This is a genomic window from Pseudomonas sp. MF09150 (assembly GCF_059862355.1).
The window spans coordinates 400,955-421,475 of record NZ_JCBCUS010000004.1; the positions used below are offsets into that span (position 1 = coordinate 400,955).

General features: G+C 62.3%; 16 protein-coding genes. 7 read left to right on the forward strand and 9 right to left on the reverse strand.

All coding sequences use genetic code 11. The features are described from left to right. The first annotated feature begins 98 nt into the window (after window positions 1-98). The 7 genes from AC19YX_RS18045 to AC19YX_RS18075 all read left to right on the forward strand — a co-directional run bounded on the left by AC19YX_RS18045 (window position 99) and on the right by AC19YX_RS18075 (window position 9,974). Window positions 99-1,262, forward strand: coding sequence for an efflux RND transporter periplasmic adaptor subunit (locus AC19YX_RS18045; RefSeq protein WP_078472389.1), 1,164 nt, complete (start codon window positions 99-101; stop codon window positions 1,260-1,262). After that, window positions 1,259-4,354, forward strand: a complete 3,096-nt coding sequence (locus AC19YX_RS18050) for a multidrug efflux RND transporter permease subunit (RefSeq protein WP_201127810.1) — start codon at window positions 1,259-1,261, stop codon at window positions 4,352-4,354. The genes AC19YX_RS18045 and AC19YX_RS18050 overlap by 4 nt, the downstream gene beginning before the upstream one ends. Before the next feature lie 9 nt (window positions 4,355-4,363). Continuing rightward, a complete protein-coding gene (locus tag AC19YX_RS18055; RefSeq protein WP_020297534.1) occupies window positions 4,364-5,041 on the forward strand; it encodes a heavy metal response regulator transcription factor in 678 nt (225 codons plus the stop codon). Next, entirely contained in the window at window positions 5,031-6,395 is a 1,365-nt protein-coding gene (locus AC19YX_RS18060; RefSeq protein WP_500606718.1) for a heavy metal sensor histidine kinase, read from the forward strand. Before AC19YX_RS18055 ends, AC19YX_RS18060 begins: the two co-directional genes overlap by 11 nt. 164 nt (window positions 6,396-6,559) lie before the next feature. Beyond that, the gene (locus AC19YX_RS18065) at window positions 6,560-6,784 is read left to right on the forward strand and encodes a hypothetical protein (protein WP_078472391.1); all 225 of its coding nucleotides are present in this window, start codon (window positions 6,560-6,562) and stop codon (window positions 6,782-6,784) included. Between the two features lie 193 nt (window positions 6,785-6,977). After that, entirely contained in the window at window positions 6,978-8,297 is a 1,320-nt protein-coding gene (locus AC19YX_RS18070) for an OprD family porin (protein ID WP_500606719.1), read from the forward strand. Between the two features lie 135 nt (window positions 8,298-8,432). Further along, entirely contained in the window at window positions 8,433-9,974 is a 1,542-nt protein-coding gene (locus AC19YX_RS18075; RefSeq protein WP_500606720.1) for a diguanylate cyclase, read from the forward strand. A gap of 61 nt (window positions 9,975-10,035) precedes the next feature. Here AC19YX_RS18075 and lpxC read toward each other — a convergent pair whose 3' ends face one another. The 9 genes from lpxC to murD form a co-directional block, all read right to left on the reverse strand. Further along, complete coding sequence (gene lpxC, locus AC19YX_RS18080; protein ID WP_020297539.1) at window positions 10,036-10,947, reverse strand: UDP-3-O-acyl-N-acetylglucosamine deacetylase; 912 nt, start codon at window positions 10,945-10,947, stop codon at window positions 10,036-10,038. 112 nt (window positions 10,948-11,059) lie between these two features. Further along, the gene (gene ftsZ, locus AC19YX_RS18085) at window positions 11,060-12,250 is read right to left on the reverse strand and encodes a cell division protein FtsZ (RefSeq protein ID WP_020297540.1); all 1,191 of its coding nucleotides are present in this window, start codon (window positions 12,248-12,250) and stop codon (window positions 11,060-11,062) included. A 90-nt stretch (window positions 12,251-12,340) separates the two neighbouring features. Next, complete coding sequence (gene ftsA / locus AC19YX_RS18090; protein ID WP_020297541.1) at window positions 12,341-13,600, reverse strand: cell division protein FtsA; 1,260 nt, start codon at window positions 13,598-13,600, stop codon at window positions 12,341-12,343. Between the two features lie 14 nt (window positions 13,601-13,614). Further along, complete coding sequence (locus AC19YX_RS18095; protein ID WP_043229552.1) at window positions 13,615-14,481, reverse strand: cell division protein FtsQ/DivIB; 867 nt, start codon at window positions 14,479-14,481, stop codon at window positions 13,615-13,617. 4 nt (window positions 14,482-14,485) lie between these two features. After that, window positions 14,486-15,454: a D-alanine--D-alanine ligase gene (locus tag AC19YX_RS18100; protein ID WP_201127813.1), complete on the reverse strand. Its 969-nt coding sequence runs from the start codon at window positions 15,452-15,454 to the stop codon at window positions 14,486-14,488. After that, a complete protein-coding gene (gene murC, locus AC19YX_RS18105) occupies window positions 15,451-16,908 on the reverse strand; it encodes a UDP-N-acetylmuramate--L-alanine ligase (RefSeq protein ID WP_020297544.1) in 1,458 nt (485 codons plus the stop codon). The genes AC19YX_RS18100 and murC overlap by 4 nt, the downstream gene beginning before the upstream one ends. After that, a complete protein-coding gene (murG, locus tag AC19YX_RS18110) occupies window positions 16,901-17,971 on the reverse strand; it encodes an undecaprenyldiphospho-muramoylpentapeptide beta-N-acetylglucosaminyltransferase (protein ID WP_201127815.1) in 1,071 nt (356 codons plus the stop codon). Before murG ends, murC begins: the two co-directional genes overlap by 8 nt. Further along, on the reverse strand, window positions 17,961-19,178 hold the full coding sequence (gene ftsW / locus AC19YX_RS18115) for a putative lipid II flippase FtsW (RefSeq protein WP_078472396.1): 1,218 nt from the start codon (window positions 19,176-19,178) through the stop codon (window positions 17,961-17,963). Before ftsW ends, murG begins: the two co-directional genes overlap by 11 nt. Continuing rightward, window positions 19,175-20,521 carry a UDP-N-acetylmuramoyl-L-alanine--D-glutamate ligase gene (murD, locus tag AC19YX_RS18120; protein WP_500606721.1) on the reverse strand — a complete coding sequence of 449 codons (1,347 nt, stop codon included), beginning with the start codon at window positions 20,519-20,521 and terminating at the stop codon, window positions 19,175-19,177. The genes ftsW and murD overlap by 4 nt, the downstream gene beginning before the upstream one ends.

Sequence of the window (20,521 nt, forward strand, 5' to 3'; positions counted from 1 at the left end):
TCAGTTAGCCGTCACCTTGCTGACTGGGTTGGCCGGCTATAAGTGAGGCACTGATACTGGCCCCTCCTCCCGATCCCATTGCCCCGGCGCTCTATCCCATGCGGAAACCCAAAAGAACAGTCGTGATCCTAGGCGTCGTTGTCGTACTGGTTGCCGGTGGGCTGTGGCTGCTGAACAAGCCGGCCGCCCACAAACTGGCGGCCCCCACCGCGATCCCGGTGCGGGTCGTCGAAGTGGTGCAAAAGGACGTACCGCGTCACACCAGCGGTATCGGCTCGGTGCTGTCGCTGCACAGCGTGGTGATCCGGCCCCAGGTCGACGGCATCCTGACCAGGCTCCTGGTCAAGGAAGGGCAACTGGTCAAGGCCGGCGACCTGCTGGCGACCATCGACGACCGCTCGATCCGCGCCAGCCTCGACCAGGCCCGGGCGCAACTGGCGGAAAACCAGGCGCAGTTGCAGGTGGCCCAGATCAACCTCAAGCGCTACAAATTGCTGACGGTGGATGACGGGATTTCGAAACAGACCTATGACCAGCAGCAAGCCCTGGTCAACCAGCTCAAAGCCACTGCCCAGGGCAATCAGGCCGCCATCGACGCCGCCCAGGTCCAGCTTTCCTACACCCAGATACGCTCCCCGGTCACCGGCCGCGTGGGTATTCGCACCGTGGATGAAGGTAACTTCCTGCGCATGAGCGATACCCAGGGCCTGTTCTCAGTGACCCAAATCGACCCGATTGCCGTGGAGTTTTCGCTGCCACAGCAAATGCTGCCGACCCTGCAGGGCCTGATCAAGGCCCAGGACCCGGCGGCGGTCAAAGTCTTTATCGGCGCCGACAGCACCAGCGGCGACCTGCTGGGCGAAGGCCACCTGACCCTGATCGACAACCAGATCAACGCCAACACCGGCACCCTGCGGGCCAAGGCCGAGTTCGCCAATGACCAGCAGAAGCTCTGGCCCGGGCAACTGGTGACGATCCAGATCCAGACCGCCCTCGACAAAAATGCCCTGACCGTACCGCCCACGGTGGTGCAGCGCGGCCTCGACCAGCACTTCGTGTACCGGGTACAGGGCGACAAGGTGGAAGTGGTGCCGGTGCAGATGCTTTATCAGGACAGTGGCCTGAACATCATCCAGGGCGTGCAGGCCGGGGATGTGCTGGTCAGCGACGGCCAATCCCGGCTCAAGCCGGGCTCCCAGGTGCAGGTGCTCGGCGATCCGCCCCAGGTGGTGCAAGCCGCTGACGCGGAGCTCAAGCCATGAAGGGCCACGGTTCGGTCTCAGCCTGGTGCGTCGACCATCCGGTCGCCACCGTCCTGCTGACCTTCGCCCTGGTGCTGGTGGGCTTGATCGCCTTTCCGCGCCTGCCCATCGCGCCGCTGCCGGAAGCCGAGTTCCCGACCATCCAGGTCTCGGCCACCCTGCCCGGCGCCAGCCCCGACACCATGGCCTCGTCGGTGGCCACGCCCCTGGAAGTGCAGTTCAGCGCCATCCCCGGCATGACCCAGATGACCTCGAGCAGCGCCCTGGGCTCATCCCTGCTGACCTTGCAGTTCACCCTGAATAAAAGTATCGACACCGCGGCCCAGGAAGTTCAGGCGGCGATCAACACCGCTGCCGGCAAACTGCCCAAGGACATGCCGACCCTGCCGACCTGGAAGAAGGTCAACCCCGCCGACAGCCCGGTGCTGATCCTCAGCATCAGTTCGACCCAGATGCCCGGCACCGAACTCAGCGATTACGCGGAAACCCTGCTGGCACGCCAGATCAGCCAGATCGACGGTGTCGGGCAAATCAACATCACCGGGCAGCAACGGCCGGCGATCCGGGTCCAGGCTTCAGCCGACAAGCTGGCAGCCATTGGCCTGACCCTGGCCGATATCCGCCTGGCGATCCAGCAAACCAGCCTCAACCTGGCCAAGGGTGCGCTGTACGGCGAATCGAGTATTTCCACGCTGTCGACCAACGACCAGTTGTTCCACCCCGAGGAGTACAGCCAGCTCATTGTTTCCTACAAGGATGGCGCGCCGGTGCACCTCAAGGATGTGGCGCGGGTGGTCAGTGGCCCCGAGGATGCCTATATCCAGGCCTGGTCCGGCGACCAACCGGGGGTCAACCTGGTGATTTCGCGCCAGCCGGGGGCCAATATCGTCGAGACCGTGGACCGGATTCAGGCTGCCCTGCCGGGTCTTGAAGCCATGCTTCCGGCGTCGGTCCAGGTCAAGGTGCTGATCGACCGCACTCAGACCATTCGCGCCTCCCTGCACGAAGTGGAGATCACCCTGCTGATCGCGGTGCTGCTGGTGGTCGCGGTGATGGCGCTGTTCCTGCGCCAATGGTCGGCGACCCTGATTGTCTCGGCCGTGCTGGGGGTGTCGCTGATCGCCAGTTTTGCCCTGATGTACCTGCTGGGGTTCAGCCTGAACAACCTGACCCTGGTGGCGATCGTGGTGGCCGTGGGCTTTGTGGTGGACGACGCCATCGTGGTGGTGGAGAACATCCACCGCCACCTGGAAGCCGGCGACGGCATGCGCGAGGCGGCTATCAAGGGCGCCGGCGAGATCGGCTTTACCGTGGTTTCCATCAGCTTCTCGCTGGTGGCGGCGTTTATTCCGCTGCTGTTCATGGGGGGCGTGGTCGGGCGCCTGTTCAAGGAATTCGCCCTGACGGCCACCAGCACCATCATGATTTCGGTGGTGGTGTCCCTGACCCTGGCCCCCACTCTCGCGGCCCTGTTCATGCGTGCCCCGGTGCATGAGGCACATGCCAAGCCGGGGTTCGGCGAACGCCTGCTGGCCCTTTATGAGCGCGGCCTGCGCCGGGCCCTGGCCCACCAGAAGCTGATGCTGGGGATTTTCGCCCTGACCCTGGCCATGGCCGTGGTCGGCTACATCTTCATTCCCAAGGGCTTCTTCCCGGTGCAGGACACCGGTTTCGTCCTCGGCACCACCGAAGCCGCTGCGGATATCTCCTACCCCGACATGGTGAAAAAACATCAGGCACTGGCCGAGATCGTGGCGGCTGACCCGGCAGTAGCGGCCTTCTCCCATTCGGTCGGGGTCTCGGGCAGCAACCAGACCATCGCCAACGGCCGGTTCTGGATCGCCCTGAAAAAACGCAGCGAGCGCGACGTGTCCGCCAGCGCCTTTATCGACCGGATCCGTCCGCAGCTGATGAAAATCCCCGGGGTCGTGCTCTACCTGCGCGCCGGCCAAGACATCAACCTCAGCTCCGGCCCGAGCCGCGCCCAGTACCAATACGTACTCAAGAGCAACGACGGCCCGACATTGAGCACCTGGACCCAGCGCCTGACGGAAAAACTGCGCAGCAACCCGGCCTTCCGCGATATTTCCAACGACCTGCAACTGGGCGGCAGCATTACCCATATCAATATCGACCGAGTCGCCGCCGCCCGCTTCGGCCTGACCGCCAGCGATGTCGACGAGGCCCTGTACGATGCCTTCGGCCAACGACAGATCAACGAGTTCCAGACCGAGATCAACCAATACAACGTGATCCTCGAACTCGACACCCGCCAGCGCGGCAAAGCCGAGAGCCTCAACTACTTCTACCTGCGCTCGCCCCTGAGCGGGGAGATGGTGCCGCTCTCGGCCCTGGCACGCTTCGATGCGCCGACCATCGGCCCGCTGTCGATCGCCCATGACGGCATGTTCCCGGCCGCCAACTTGTCGTTCAACCTGGCCCCTGGCGTGGCCCTGGGCGATGCGGTGATCCTGCTCAACCAGGCCAAAACCGAAATCGGCATGCCGGCAGCCATCAGCGGCAACTTCCAGGGCGCGGCCCAGGCCTTCCAAAGTTCCCTGGCCAGCCAGCCCTGGCTGATCCTGGCGGCGCTGGTGGCGGTGTACATCATTCTCGGGGTGCTCTACGAGAGCTTCGTGCACCCGCTGACCATCATCTCGACCCTGCCCTCTGCCGGCCTGGGGGCGCTGATGATGCTCTGGCTGCTGGGCCAGGACTTTTCGATCATGGCCCTGATCGGACTGGTGCTGCTGATCGGCATCGTCAAGAAAAACGGCATCCTGATGATCGACTTCGCCCTGGACGCCCAACGCCGTGGCGGCCTGCCCCCTGAAGAGGCGATCTACCAGGCCTGTATCACCCGATTCCGGCCGATCATCATGACGACCCTGGCCGCCCTGCTCGGCGCCCTGCCGCTGATGCTCGGCTACGGCACCGGCGCCGAGCTGCGCCAGCCACTGGGGATTGCCGTGGTCGGCGGGCTGCTGGTGAGCCAGGCGCTGACCCTGTTCACCACTCCGGTCATATACTTGTGGCTCGAGCGGCTCTTCCATCGGCCCAAACCAGCCCCGGTGCTGGCGACCACTACCTGAGGCGGGGTCATGCGCGTTCTGATTATCGAAGATGAAGAAAAAACCGCGGATTACCTGCACCGCGGCCTGACGGAACAGGGTTACACCGTGGACCTGGCACGCGATGGCGTCGAAGGCCTGCATCTGGCCCTGGAAAGCGATTACGCGGTGATCGTGCTCGACGTGATGCTGCCGGGCCTCGACGGCTTCGGCGTATTGCGCGCCCTGCGCGCGCGCAAGCAGACCCCGGTGATCATGCTCACCGCCCGCGAGCGGGTCGAAGACCGGATCAAGGGCCTGCGCGACGGCGCCGACGATTACCTCGGCAAGCCGTTTTCCTTCCTCGAACTGGTGGCCCGCCTGCAGGCGCTGACCCGTCGCAGCGGCGGCCATGAGCCGGTGCAGGTCAGCATCGCCGACCTGTGGATCGACCTGATCAGCCGCAAGGCCAGCCGCGCCGGAACCCGCCTCGACCTGACCGCCAAGGAGTTCTCGCTGCTCAGCGTACTGGCCCGGCGCCAGGGCGAGATCCTGTCGAAAACCGCGATTGCGGAAATGGTCTGGGACATCAATTTCGACAGCGACGCCAACGTGGTCGAAGTCGCGATCAAGCGCCTGCGGGCCAAGCTCGACGGGCCTTTCGAGGAGAAACTGCTGCACACCATCCGCGGCATGGGTTACGTGCTGGAGAGCCGCGGTGTCCAGTAACAGCATCGCCCTGCGCCTGAGCGGCATGTTCACCTTGGTGGCGTTACTGGTGTTCGTGCTGATCGGCGGCGCGCTGTACCAGCAGGTGGACAAGGGCCTGGGCCTGTTGCCCGAGGCCGAACTGGATGCGCGCTACAGCGTGCTGGAGTCGGCGCTGACGCGCTATGGCACCCCCGAGCACTGGGCCAAGATCAACGCCAAGCTCAAGCTGCTCAGCGAAGAAGACAAGCGCATTCGATTCTGGGTGGTCAGCGGTGACGCCCACTACGAGTACGGCGACCCGGATGCACAGGTCCGCGAACTGGCCCTGGGGCCCCTGGGCATGCGCGACCTGAATCTGGCCGAGCACCCATACCCGCTGAAAGTGCTGGTCAGCCAGTTACCGGCCAAGGACCAGCGTCCGCCCCTGCGCTTTCTGATCGCCATCGACACCGAGACCTTTTACCAAACCCAGCACCAACTGCTGATGGCCCTGATCAGCCTGGCCATTGTCGGCGTGTTGCTGGCGTCGGCATTGGGTTACTGGGTGGCGCGGATCGGCCTCAAGCCGTTGATTAAACTGTCCCAGGAGGCCCAGCGCCTGGCCCCGCCACGGCTGACCGGACGCTTGCAACTGTCACCACTGCCGCCGGAGTTGAGCCAGTTCGTCAACTCCTTCAACTCGACCCTGGAACGGGTCGAGCAAGCCTATACAAGGCTTGAGTCGTTCAATGCCGACGTGGCCCACGAACTGCGCTCGCCCCTGACCAACCTGATCGGCCAGACCCAGGTGGCCCTGACCCGGGGACGTTCGGCGGAGCATTATTTCGAGGTCCTGCAATCGAACCTGGAAGAGCTCGAGCGGTTGCGCTCGATCATCAACGACATGCTGTTCCTGGCCAGCGCCGACCAGGGCAGCAAGGCCACCAAACTCACCGCCACCTCCCTGGCCAGCGAAGTGGCGACCACCCTCGACTACCTGGATTTCATCCTCGAAGACGCCCAGGTCAAGGTCGAAGTCAGCGGCGACGCCCAGGTCTCGATCGAAATCGCCCACCTGCGTCGCGCCTTGATCAACCTGCTGAGCAACGCCGTACAGCACACCGCCCCCGGCCAGATGATCCAGGTGCGGATCGAGGTTCAGGAACACCAGGTGGCAATCGCCGTCAGCAACCCTGGCCAGGGCATTGCCAACGAACACCTGCCGCGCCTGTTCGAGCGGTTCTATCGGGTCGACGCCTCGCGCAGCAACAGCGGCGCCAACCATGGCCTGGGGCTGGCCATCGTCAAGGCCATCGCCCTGATGCATGGCGGCGATGTGTTCGTGCGCAGTAACGCGGGCATCAATACCTTTGGCATTTACCTGCCGGTCTAAGCCCCCCGCCCCAGGGGGCGACGCCGCTGCCTTTACAGAAAAACCACAGCCACTGTTGTTTTTTCGGTAACAGTCCTTATCCTGTTCAGCTCTTTTTCCGAGCGCCTCAGCCCTATATTTTTGTCGCACCGAATTTGACTTGCTCTGCAAGAAGGTCTTCAGAAATGTCCAACGTCATGGGTATTGCCAGCGCATTTGTTTTGTCTTCCCTGTTCGTCGCCCCACTGGCGATGGCCGAAGAGTCCCAGGCATTCGCCGCGCGCAACGCGGCACGTGCAGAGGCCTTCCAGGAAGCGCAAGTGGCCCTGGCTGCCCAGCAGAAAAATGCCGAACAAGCCCAGAAAGTAACGGCCGAGCACAGCCAGGCCGACTCGCAGAAAGACAGCTGATCCGCATTACCGACTCGTTTCCCTCGACAATTTCTCCGCTTGTAACCCCGGAGTGAGTTGTCTTAAAGCCGCTGCCTTCAGCGGCTTTTTTTTGCCATCAGAATGCGCCCATGGAGGGCGTATTCCACAGAACAAGCAGCACCGAATCCACAATAAAAAATGACCGTTATCCACCTCAAGGAGCTCCATCCCGATGCAGACACCCTTCATTTTCACCCCGCTATTCATTGCATTGGCTGCAACGATCTGCAGCCAGGGCCAAGCCGCCGAAGCGCCGCCGGCCGAAGGCTTTGTCGAGGGCTCAAGCCTCAAGCTCAACGCTCGCAACTACTACATGAACCGCAATCGGCATCAGCAAAACGATGACAACATCGAATGGGGCCAAGGTTTCCTGGGGATTTTCGAGTCCGGCTATACCCAGGGCACCGTCGGTTTCGGCATCGATGCCAATGCCATGCTCGGGTTGAAACTCGACGGCGGTGGCGGCACGGACGGCTCGAGCATCCTGCCCATCAGCGATGGCAACGGCAAAGCGCCGGGGTCGTTCTCGACGGCGGGGGCGACCTTGAAAATGCGCGCCTTCGACACCGAACTCAAAGCCGGTGACCTGTTCCTGAATAACCCGGTGATCGCCGGCGGCCAGAGCCGGATGCTGCCGCAGACCTTTCGTGGCGTGAGCCTGAGCAATCACAGTTTCGACGGTTGGCTGATCGAAGGGGGCCAGGCCAGCTTTACCAAGCCCTACAACCAGAGCGGACACAAACGCATCGGCACGTCCTATGGTTCGCTGCGCGATGGTGATGAATCCTTGCACCTGAACTGGATCGGCACCGCCTGGAGCGGCGTTCCAGGCCTGACCAGCAGCCTCTACGCCTCCGAGCTCAAGGACATCTGGAACCAGTACTACTACGACCTGGACTACACCTACGCGGTGAATGAGCTGGTCAGCCTCAACCCGGGCCTGCACGTCTACCACACCCAGGACACCGGCCAGGCGCTGCTGGGCTCCATCGACAACAACACCTACAGCCTGCACTTCACCGTCGGCGTGGGTAACCACAGCGTTACGGCGGCCTACCAGCGGGTCAACGGCAACACGCCGTTCGACTACATCAGCCAGGGCGACAGCATCTACCTGGACAACTCGCAGCAGTATTCGGACTTCAACGGCCCCAACGAACGTTCGTGGAAGCTCAAGTACGCCTATGACTTTGTCGGCCTGGGCCTGCCGGGCCTGACGTCGGCGGTGTCCTATTCCCGGGGTGAGCTGGACCTGACCAAGGCTGATCCCGAGAGCCGCGGCTATGCCAGCTGGTACAGCGCCGATGGCAAGCACGCCAAACACTGGGAACGCGATATCGACCTCAAGTACGTGGTGCAAAGCGGCTCGGCCAAGGACCTGGCGCTGCGCCTGCAATGGGCGACCAACCGCGGCGGCAACGGGTATGGCGAGCTGGATAACGACACCGATGAGTACCGGGTGATCGTCGACTACCCGCTAAATATCTTCTGAACACCTAAAAAACCGGAGGCCAGCGTCATTGCTGGCCTTTTTTTTGCGTGTGGCTGGGCAAACGCCAAGGCAATGACGACTCTCTGTCACTCTGCTAGCGGCCTCCTTCCCCGTCCGCCAGCAGAAGCCAGAAACATGCGTGCACACAGTGCGACTCCTTCACGCCCGCCCCCCAGCCAATCCGAGTGGATGCTGCTGGCCGGCAGTTCCCTGACGGTCATCGCCATCCTGTGCATCGTGACCTACCTGCTGATCCGCGAACACGGCAGCGCCAAGTTGGTCGCGGTGCGCTCGGCCACGAACATCGTGCAATTGATCGATGCCGACGTGGAGCACAACGTCGAGCTCTACGACATCTCCCTGCGTGGCCTGATCGAAGCCACCCGCCTCAAGGACCTGGCCGGGGTTCCGGCCGATGTGCGCCACCGGGTATTGTTCGATCGCGCCACCACCATGCCGCACAAGGGCGACATCCTGCTGCTGGACAACAAAGGCGACGTGGTGGCCGACTCAGCCTCGGTCATACCGCGCACAGACAATTTCGCCGACCGCGAATACTTTCAAGTGCATGTCGACAACCCAGACCCGCAGATGATGATCAGCCGCCCGTTCCGCAGCCGCAGTGCCGAACAGGATTGGCGCATCAGTTTCAGCCGTCGCTTGTCGTCCGAGCAAGGGGAGTTTCTCGGGGTGGCCGAGGCGGCCATGCGCCTGGATTACTTCAATGCGCTGTTCAAGACCCTGAGTGTCGGCCGTAATAGCTCGGTGAACCTGATCAGCAGCGACGGTTTTCTGTTGGCTCAGCAACCGCCCCTGGGCGACGACCTGATCGGCCGCGACTTCAGCAATCGACCGAACTTCATGCGCATTCTCAAGGAAGGCAACGGCAGCTTCAGCAGTGTTTCCAGTGTCGACCACAAGGCCCGGCTGTACACCTTCTCTCAAGTCGGCCAGTTGCCGCTGATCGTGATTGTTGCCCTCTCCACCGACGAAGTGTTCGCCGCCTGGCGCCGTACCGCCCTGGTGGTCAGCCTGGCCACCGGTATTTTGTGTATCGGCTTGCTGTGGCTGACCTGGCTGCTGCGCCGCGAACTGCGCCTGCGCCAGCGCGCCGAGCGGGAGCTGGAGCAACTGGCCGCCACTGACGGGCTGACCGGGCTGGCCAACCGCCGCGCCATGGACCAGACCCTGGCTCGCGAGTACTCAAGGGCCCAGCGTTCAGGCAACAACCTGTCGCTGCTGATGATTGATGTCGACCACTTCAAGGCCTTCAATGACCGCCACGGCCACCAGTTGGGCGATATCGCCCTGCGTGCGGTGGCCGATGTGATCGGCGGCGGCGTGCGCCGTCCTGCAGATCTGGCGGCACGCTATGGCGGCGAAGAGTTCGCAGTGATCCTGCCGGAAACCACCATGGCCGGCGCCTGCGCCCTGGCCGAGCAGATCCGCGCCGGCATCGAACAGTTGGCGCCGGTGGGCCAGAACGCCACGCCGCTGACGGTGAGTATCGGGGTCGGCACCTGGTCGGCGGGCCAGGACATCAGCCCGGAAAACCTGCTGCGCAACGCCGACAAAGCCCTATACCAGGCCAAATTCCATGGCCGTAACCGGGTGGTGGCCGACCTGGCCGCGAGCAGCCCGACGTCTGCGGCTGCCAGACTCTCGATGCCTGACTGACGGCCATAAAAAAAGGCCACCCGAGGGTGGCCTTTAAAAACAAAAGGAAAGAGAGTGTTACTTACACGGCCGCAACCGGACGCATGTAAGAGATCGGTGCAGTGCTGGCATCTTCGAAGGTCACGACTTCCCACGCATCTTTCTGTGCAATGAGTTTGCGCAGAAGCTGGTTGTTCAGTGCATGGCCCGACTTGAAGCCTTTGAACTCACCTATCAGGCTATTGCCCAGCAGGTAGAGGTCACCAATTGCGTCGAGGATCTTGTGCTTCACGAATTCGTCTTCATAGCGAAGGCCGTCTTCGTTCAGTACACCATCCGCGTCGACCACGATGGCGTTTTCCACGCTGCCGCCGAGTGCGAGGTTGTGCTTGCGCAGGTACTCGATATCACTCATGAAACCAAAGGTACGGGCGCGGCTGACTTCTTTTACAAACGAAGTGCTGGAAAAATCCACGCTTGCACTTTGGGTGCGGTCACGGAAAACCGGGTGATCGAAATCGATCTCGAAGCTCACCTTGAAACCGTCGAAAGGAACGAAAGTGGCGCGCTTGTCGCCGTCTTCCACTGTCACTTCGCGCAGGATACGAATGAACTTCTTGGCTGCGTCCTGTTCTTCCAGGCCGGCAGATTGAATCAGGAATACGAAGGGTCCAGCGCTACCATCCATGATTGGGACTTCGGACGCGGAGAGCTCGACGTAGGCGTTATCGATGCCCAGGCCGGCCATGGCCGAGAGCAAGTGCTCCACCGTGTCCACTTTGGTGTCACCGTTGACCAGCGTGGTCGACATAGTGGTTTCACCAACGTTTTCCGCGCGAGCAGGAATCTGCACCACAGGGTCCAGGTCGGCACGACAAAACACAATGCCGGTGTCTACAGGCGCAGGCTTGAGGGTCAGGTATACCTTCTCCCCGGAGTGCAGGCCTACACCTGTGGCACGGATAATATTCTTCAGGGTGCGTTGTTTAATCATGGCTTGGGCCGCTTCAGCGCAAATTGCGAACTGGTATCAACAAAGGCTGGCGATAATAGCAGACCAGACCTTTGCTGAACACCAATCACCCTAATACCCCTGATACATTCCATCAATCGGCCTGGCGACGCAGGAATGCCGGGATGTCCAGATAGTCCAGATCATCTTGCGGATTCAGCTTCGCCGCGGTCGCAGCGCTCGACTGAGCTTGATTGCGCATCACGGTTGGACGATCCAGGTCGCGGTAGTTCACCGACGGCAGCTCCTGACGCGAAGGCGCTGGTTGAGCCTGCGAAGCCATGGAGGTTTGCACGGTGTTGTCGATCACCTTCATCGGCTTCTCGATTTTCGCGCCCAGACCTGTGGCAACCACAGTCACGTGCAGCTCGTCGCGCATGTCCGGATCGATAACAGTACCGACCTTGACCATGGCGTGCTCGGAAGCGAAGGCTTCGATGATGCTACCCACGTCGGAGTACTCACCCAGGGACAGGTCAGGACCGGCGGTGATGTTCACCAGGATGCCGCGTGCACCTTGCAGGTTCACGTCTTCGAGCAACGGGTTGCGGATCGCCGCTTCGGTGGCTTCACGTGCACGGTTCGGACCGCTGGCGCAGCCAGTGCCCATCATCGCCATGCCCATTTCGCTCATCACGGTACGCACGTCGGCAAAGTCGACGTTGATCATGCCCGGACGTTTGATGATGTCGGAGATACCGCGAACGGCACCGGCCAGTACATCGTCAGCCTTGGCGAAAGCCGACAGCAGGCTGGCGTCCTTACCGAGGATGGTCAGCAGCTTCTCGTTGGGGATGGTGATCAGCGAGTCGACACTTTCCGACAGCAGGCGGATGCCTTCATCGGCGATCTGCATGCGCTTGCGACCTTCGAACGGGAACGGACGAGTCACGACAGCGACCGTCAGGATCCCCATTTCCTTGGCCACTTCGGCAATGATCGGCGCAGCACCGGTACCGGTACCGCCGCCCATGCCAGTGGTGATGAACACCATGTTGGTGCCCGCCAGAACCTCGGCAATGCGCTCGCGGTCTTCCAGAGCGGCCTGACGACCGACTTCCGGATTTGCGCCAGCACCCAGGCCCTTGGTCACGCCGGTGCCCAATTGCAGAATGGTCCGCGCGCCGATGCTTTTCAGCGCCTGGGCATCAGTGTTGGCGCAGATGAACTCGACGCCTTCAATGTTGCTCTTGACCATGTGATTGACCGCGTTGCCGCCGCCACCGCCAACACCAATAACCTTGATTACCGGGCTTTGCGGGATGTTGTCTACGAGTTCGAACATTTTCCCTCTCCTTTCATTTCTCTAGTTTTTTCGCCTACTGCCTACTGCTTTGTTGCGTGCCGCTTGAAACGTGTCGCTTGAAACCACTGCTTAGAAATTGCCTTGTACCCAGCTCTTGATGCGATCGAGCAAGGCGGCCTTGGGTTCTTCATTGCTGTAGCTGTCGCGGCTGCCGATGCCGGAGAACGAAATCCCGTCGGACTGTTTCTGCAGCCCGTACAGCAGCAAGCCGACGCCGGTGGAATAGATCGGGTTGCGCACCACGTCGGACAGGCCCTTGACGGTGTGCGGCACGCCCAGGCGAACCGGCATGTGGAAAATCTCTTCGGCCAACTCGACCGCGCCTTCCATCTTCGAGGTACCGCCGGTCAGCACGATGCCGGCCGGGATCAGGTCTTCGTAGCCGCTGCGACGCAGTTCAGCCTGGATCAGGGTGAACAGCTCGTCGTAGCGCGGTTCGACCACTTCGGCCAGGGCCTGGCGCGACAGCTCGCGCGGCGGACGGTCGCCGACACTTGGAACCTTGATGGTTTCACCGGCACCGGCCAGCTTGGCCAGGGCGCAGGCGTAGCGGATCTTGATTTCTTCGGCGTACTGGGTCGGGGTACGCAGCGCCATGGCGATGTCGTTGGTCACCTGATCGCCGGCAATCGGGATCACTGCGGTATGCCGGATCGCGCCTTCAGTGAAGATCGCGATGTCGGTGGTACCGCCACCGATGTCCACCAGGCACACGCCCAGCTCTTTCTCATCATCGGTCAGCACCGAGTAGGCCGAGGCCAACTGCTCGAGAATGATGTCGTCAATTTCCAGACCGCAGCGACGCACGCACTTTTCGATGTTCTGTGCCGCATTGACCGCGCAGGTCACCACGTGCACCTTGGCTTCCAGGCGAACGCCGGACATGCCCAGGGGCTCACGTACGCCTTCCTGGTTATCGATCACGTAATCCTGCGGCAGGGTGTGCAAAACCCGCTGGTCAGCCGGAATCGCCACGGCCTGGGCCGCATCGAGAACCCGCTCGAGGTCGGCCGAGCTGACTTCACGATCACGAATCGCCACGATGCCGTGGGAGTTCAGGCTGCGAATGTGATTGCCGGCCACACCGACAAACGCCGAGTGGATGCGGCATCCAGCCATCAGTTGCGCTTCTTCGACGGCGCGCTGGATGGACTGCACGGTGGACTCGATATTCACCACCACGCCCTTCTTCAGGCCGCGGGACGGATGGGTACCGATACCGACGATTTCCAGCGTGCCATCGGCCCCGACCTCACCCACCAGCGCCACCACTTTGGAGGTGCCGATATCGAGACCGACGATCATTTTGCCGCTTTGCACATTTGCCATGGTCCTGCCTCTTCTTAATTCTTCGCGACGGCGGGTTGGGCCGTCGTGGGCGCTACAGGTTCCCGCCAGCCGACGGCCAGGCCGTTGGCGTAGCGCAGATCGATGCGCGCAATGTTCGTAATCTGTTCTTTCAGCGTTTTTTCATAAATGGCAATAAAGCGGCGCATCTTCTCCACCAGATGATCGCGGCCCAGCAACAACTCGATACCCGGGCCCGCACTGCCGGCCCCGGTCGTCAGGAACCAGCTGCCGCGCTCACGCAGCTCCAGACGAGCGATCGAGAAGCCCATCGGTCGCAGCATCTGACTCAACACCTGATACTGCTGCATCACTTGCTGCTGGGCCCGCTGCGGGCCGAACAACTGCGGCAAGTGTTCGTAGTTGGCCAATTCACGCGGCGTAAACGCCTGGCCCTGGTTGTTCAACAACGCCTCGTCGCCCCAACGGGCCACGGGCAGTTGCTCCTCCAGGCGGATAACCACCTGGTCCGGCCAGACGCGACGTACCTCGGCATGTGCGATCCATGGCATCTGCTCCAGCTCGGTACGCATGCTGGCCAGGTCAATGGTGAAGAAGCTCGCCGCCACGTAAGGCGCGATCCGCTGCTGCACCGCTTGCTGGCTGATGTAACTCAGGTCGCCCTGGACCGCGACCTTGGTGATCGGCCGGTCCGCATAAGGCAACAGGCGCTGCGCGCCTTCGTAAGTGCCAAAACCCAACGCCACCAGCAGCACCGGCCAGAACAGGGCCTTGAGGAAGCCGAAGTTGGCTTTGGGCAGGCGCACCGACATCGGCTCTTTAGCCACCATTCGGCTGGCACCCCGCGGCACCGGCTTGCGGCCGGGTGCGGGTGGCTGATGACGTAGCGATGCGCCTTGCATGGACTTAACCTCGCGCCTCTTCGTGACTGGCAACGCTCGCCGCCAGGATCGCCAATACCAATTGCTGGAAATCCAGGCCGGCCGCCCGAGCCGCCATCGGCACCAGGCTGTGATCGGTCATGCCAGGAGCCGTGTTGACCTCCAGGAACCAGAACTGCCCGTCGGCGTCCTGCATCACATCAGCACGCCCCCAACCGGCGATACCCAGCGCCTCGCAGGCTTTCGCCGTGAGGTCCATGAGCTCTTGTTCCTTGGCGCTATCGAGACCGCATGGGATCCGGTACTGGGTATCGGAAGCCACGTACTTGGCGTCGTAGTCGTAAAAAGTGTGGGGCGTGCCCAGGGCGATAGGAGGCAACACCTGGTCACGCAGCGTCGCGATGGTGAACTCCGGACCTTGAATCCATTGCTCAACCAAGACTTGCGAATCGTAGGTACTGGCCGCTTTCCATGCGTCGATCAACTCTGACGCGGAAGTCACCTTGGCCATACCGATACTGGAACCTTCATGAGCCGGTTTGACGATCAAAGGCAGGCCCAGTTCCGCCACAGCAGAAATACAGTCGGCTTCGCTGCTCAGCACGCTGTGGCGCGGAGTCGGAATACCCAGGCTGTGCCACACCTGCTTGGTGCGCAGTTTGTCCATGGCCAGGGCCGACGCGAGGATGCCGCTGCCGGTGTAAGGAATGCCCAGGCACTCCAGCAGGCCCTGCATGCTGCCGTCTTCACCGCCACGGCCGTGAAGAATGATAAAGGCGCGATCGATCTTCTCGTTCAGCAGGCGCTGCAGGAAGTCATCACCGACGTCGATGCCGAACGCATCGACACCGGCGCTTTGCAGGGCCTGGAGCACGGCATTGCCGGACTTGAGCGAGACTTCGCGCTCGGCGCTCTTGCCACCGAAGAGCACGGCGACGCGGCCGAAGGCTTGCGGCTCGATGGTCGAGAACAGGTTGGCGTAGGCGGCGGTCATTTCGACTTCCCCTGTACAGCAGCCACAGCACCGGCAAACAGCGGGCTGCTCAATAGTTTCGGCGCGAGGCCGCCGATATCACCGGCGCCCTGGCACAACAGAATGTCGCCGGCACGCAGCAACGGCTTGACCAGCGGCGCCAGGTCGACGCCACGCTCGATGTAGATCGGGTCCAATTGCCCACGCTGACGAATGCTGTGGCACAGCTGACGGCTGTCGGCCCCCGGGATCGGCTCTTCGCCGGCCGGATAGACTTCCATCAGCAGCAGTACGTTGGCGTCCGCCAGGACCTGCACAAAGTCGTCGTACAGATCACGGGTCCGGCTGTAGCGGTGCGGCTGGTAAACCATCACCAGACGACGCTCAGGCCAGCCACCACGCACGGCCTTGATCACGGCGGCCACTTCAGTCGGGTGGTGACCGTAATCGTCCACCAGCATCACGTTGCCGCCTTCTACCGGCAGCTCACCGTAGACCTGGAAGCGACGGCCCACGCCCTGGAAGCCCGAAAGGCCCTGGACAATGGCTTCATCGCTGACGCCTTCATCGCTGGCGATGCAGATGGTCGCCAGGGAATTGAGCACGTTGTGATTACCGGGCATGTTCACCGACACATCCAGTGGCGCCCGGTCGGGACGCAGCACGGTGAAGAAGGTCTGCATGCCTTGCTGGCGAACATTGATCGCCCGTACGTCGGCGTCTTCGCTGAAACCGTAGGTAACGGTCGGACGCTTGACCAACGGCAGGATCTCGCGAACCACCGGATCATCCAGGCAGACCACGGCCAAACCGTAGAACGGCAGGTTGTGCAGGAACTCGACGAAGGTTTTCTTCAGCTTGTTGAAGTCGCCGTCGTACGTTGCCATGTGATCGGCATCGATGTTGGTGACCACGGCCACCAGCGGTTGCAGGTGCAGGAAGCTGGCGTCGCTTTCATCGGCCTCGGCGATCAGGTAACGGCTGGTCCCCAGTTGTGCATTGGTGCCTGCTGCATTTAGCCGGCCACCGATGACGAACGTTGGGTCCAGGCCGCCAGCGGCAAACACCGATGCGATCAGGCTGGTGGTGGTGGTCTTGCCATGAGTACCGGCCACGGCGATGCCGTGGCGATAACGCATCAGCTCGGCGAGCATTTCGGCCCGCGGCACCACCGGGATCCGGCGCTCCAGGGCGGTGGCGACTTCCGGGTTGGAGGTGTTCACGGCACTGGACACCACCAGCACATCGGCACTGGCAGCGTTCTCGGCACGGTGGCCGATAAAGATCTGCGCACCGAAAGACTCCAGGCGCTCAGTGACCGGCGACGCCTTGAGGTCGGAGCCCGAGACTTGATAGCCCAGGTTCAGCAGCACTTCGGCGATCCCGCACATGCCCACGCCGCCGATACCGACGAAGTGAATACGACGGATGCGGCGCATTTCCGGCTGATGCATGGCTTTCTGGTTCTCAACCATGGGCCACCTCCAGGCAGATATCGACCACATTGCGGGTAGCATCGGGTTTGGCCAGGCGACGCGCGGCGTCGGCCATGTTGTTCAGTCGTTCCGGTTGCATCAAGACCTCTGTCAGGCGTGCGGCTAGATCCGCAGCACCAGTCGTTCTTTGCGGCATCAGGAAAGCAGCGCCTTCACGAGCCAAATAATCGGCATTGCGGGTCTGGTGATCGTCGATCGCGTGGGGCAAAGGCACCAGCATCGAGGGCAGACCGGCGGCAGCCAGTTCACTGACAGTCAGCGCACCTGCGCGACAAACCACCAGGTCGGCCCAGCCATAGGCTTGGGCCATGTCTTTGATAAAGGGCTGCACTTGCGCCTCGACACCAGCGACGCGATAGCGCTCTGCAGTCACTTCATCATGGTTTTTGCCGGCCTGATGAAACACCTCCGGACGCAGCTCGGCCGCGACCAGCGCCAGGGCTTCTGGCAGCAATTTATTCAACGGTTCCGCCCCCAGGCTTCCGCCCAGAATCAGCAACCGCGCCTTGCGTCCGGCCAGGTCCTGGCGCGGGGTATCGAGGAACAGCTCGCGGCGTACCGGATTGCCGGTGGTGCGCCGGCTGTCGGAGGCAGCAAAGGTGTCCGGGAAAGCTTCGCAGACTCGGGCAGCCAACGGCACCAGCAGCCGATTGGCGGTACCGGCGACGGCGTTCTGTTCGTGAACAATTACCGGCACGCCGGACAGTTTCGCCGCGACGCCGCCAGGGCCAGTCACATAACCACCAAAACCCAATACACAGACCGGCTTCAGTTGAGCAATGATTTTGCGGGCTTGGAGCACGGCCTTGATCAGCACGAACGGGGCCTTGAGCAGGGACAACTTGCCCTTGCCTCGCAGACCGGTGACGTTGATCAAATGCAACGGCAAACCGGCGCCGGGCACCAGTTCGTTTTCGATGCCACGCGGGGTCCCGAGCCAATGCACGGTGTAGCCACGGGCTTCGAACTCGCGGGCACAGGCCAGGGCCGGGAACACGTGGCCGCCGGTGCCGCCGGCCATGATCAGCACATTAGCGCCCATGGCTTGGCTCCTCGGCGAAGTCGCTCTCGCTGAACTCCATCTCCTCGCTGCCCAGGTGGGTTCGACTCTCCCACTCGATGCGCAGCAGCAAGCCCAGGCAGGCGCAGCAGATCACCAACGAACTGCCGCCATAACTGAGGAACGGCAGTGTCAGGCCCTTGGTCGGCAGCAGGCCGACGTTTACCCCGATATTGATCAGGAACTGACCAATCCACAGGAAAGCCAGGCCATACGCCACATAAGCGGCGAAAAATTGCTTGGCCTTCTCGGCCCACAAACCGATGTACATGGCGCGCACGCAAACGAATACAAACAGCCCGACGGTAGCCAGCGAACCGACCACGCCCAGCTCTTCGGCGAGTACCGAGAACACGAAGTCAGTGTGGGCTTCAGGCAGGTAGAACTGCTTCTGCACACTGTTGCCCAGCCCGACACCCAGCCACTCACCACGACCGAAGGCGATCAGCGCCTGGGTCAGCTGGTAACCGGAACCAAACTGGTCGGCCCAGGGGTCGGTGAAGGTAATCAGACGGGCCATCCGGTAGGGTTGGGCCTGGACCAGAATGGTCACCGCTGCCACTGCCAGCACCACCATCAAGGTGAAACGGAACAGGCCCACACCGCCGAGGAAGAGCATGGCCGCGGCCGCCCCCATCATGACCACGGTGGCACCGAAGTCGGGCTCCATCAGCAACAGGCCGGCCATGGGCAGGAGGACGATGAACGGCTTGAAGAAGCCCATCCAGCTTTCGCGCACTTCCTTCTGCCGCCGCACCAGATAACCGGCGAGGTAGATCACCACAAATACCTTGGCGATTTCCGAAGGCTGCACGTTGAAGAAGCTGAAGCCGATCCAGCGCATCGAGCCGTTGACCTCACGGCCGATACCCGGCAACAGCACCATCACCAGCAAACCAAAGGCACCAATCAGCATCAGCCAGCCCAGGCGCTGCCAGGTGGCGATCGGAATCATCATGGTCACGATGCACGCGCCCAGGCCGATCACCAGGTAAATCAGGTGGCGAATCATGTGATACAGCGGGTTGCCCGATTGCACTGCGGCTACTTCAGACGAGGCCGAGGTGATCATCACCAGGCCCAGGCCGAGCAAGGCCAGGCAGCCGGCGAGCATCGGGAAGTCGAGGTCGATACCGCGCCCGGTAATGATCGGCGACGGATAAGGCTTGATGATGTTCCCGAGGTTCATGCCAAGCCCTCCACAGCCTGGGCAAACAGCTGCCCACGCTCTTCGTAGTTCTTGAACATGTCGAAACTGGCGCACGCCGGCGACAGCAGCACCGCATCTCCAGGCTCGGCCAATGCGCGGCTGCGCTCGACCGCCTCGAGCAACGACTGCACCCGAACCAACGGCACCGCGTCGCCTATCGCTGCGGCAATCAATTCACTGTCACGGCCCATCAACACCACGGCCCGGCAGTTGGCGGCGACCGGATTGCGCAGGTCCTTGAAGTCGGCACCCTTGCCATCGCCACCGGCAATCAGCACCAGCTTGCCGCTGATATCCGAGCCCAGGCCTTCGATGGCCGCCAGGGCGGCACCGACGTTGGTGGCTTTGGAATCGTTGTAGTAGGCCACGCCGTCCAGGTCTCGTACCCACTGGCAGCGATGCTCAAGACCGGCAAAGGTCCGCAGGCTGGCGAGCATGGCATCGAAGGGCAGGCCAACCGCGTGCCCGAGGGCCAGGGCTGCCAGGGCATTGGACTGGTTGTGCGCGCCACGGATTTTCAGCTCGCTCACCGGCATCAGGTTCTGCAAGCCGAAGGCCAGGTACTTCTCGCCCTGCTCTTCACGCAGGCCGAACGCCTTGAAATCGGGCACGCCCAGACCGAAGGTCCAGCATGGCAAACCTTCGCCGATCAATGGCCGGGTCAGCGCATCCTGGCGGTTGAACACCACTTGCCGCGCGCCACGGAAGATCCGGTGCTTGGCCAGGTGATAGGCCGGCAGGCCGCTGTAGCGGTCCATGTGGTCTTCGCTGATGTTGAGCACGGTGGCCACTTCGGCGTTGAGCTGGTCGGTGGTTTCCAGCTGGAAGCTGGAGAGTTCCATGACGTACAGCTCGACATCGTTGCTGAGCAGGTCCAGCGCCGGAGTGCCGAGGTTGCCGCCCACGGCTACGCGTTTGCCCGCAGCAGCAGCCATTTCGCCGACCAGGGTGGTCACGGTGCTCTTGGCATTGGAACCGCTGATGGCGACGATCGGCGCCTTCGCGTTACGCGCGAACAGCTCGATATCACCGGACAGCTTCACGCCGCGGGCAGCCGCCGCTTGCAGGGCCGGGGTCGCCAAGGCCAGGCCGGGGCTCACGTAGAGCTCATCGGCGCGGCACAGGAACTCCACATCCAGCTCGCCACAACGCACATCCACCTGCGGGTAGTCACGGCGCAGCGTGGCCAGCTCCGGTGGATTTTCCCGCGTATCGGCCACGGCAAACGCCACGCCCCGGCTCGCCAGGAAGCGAACCAGGGACATGCCGCTCTTGCCGAGGCCGACAACGATGCGGAAGTGGTCAGAAGCGATCAGAGACAC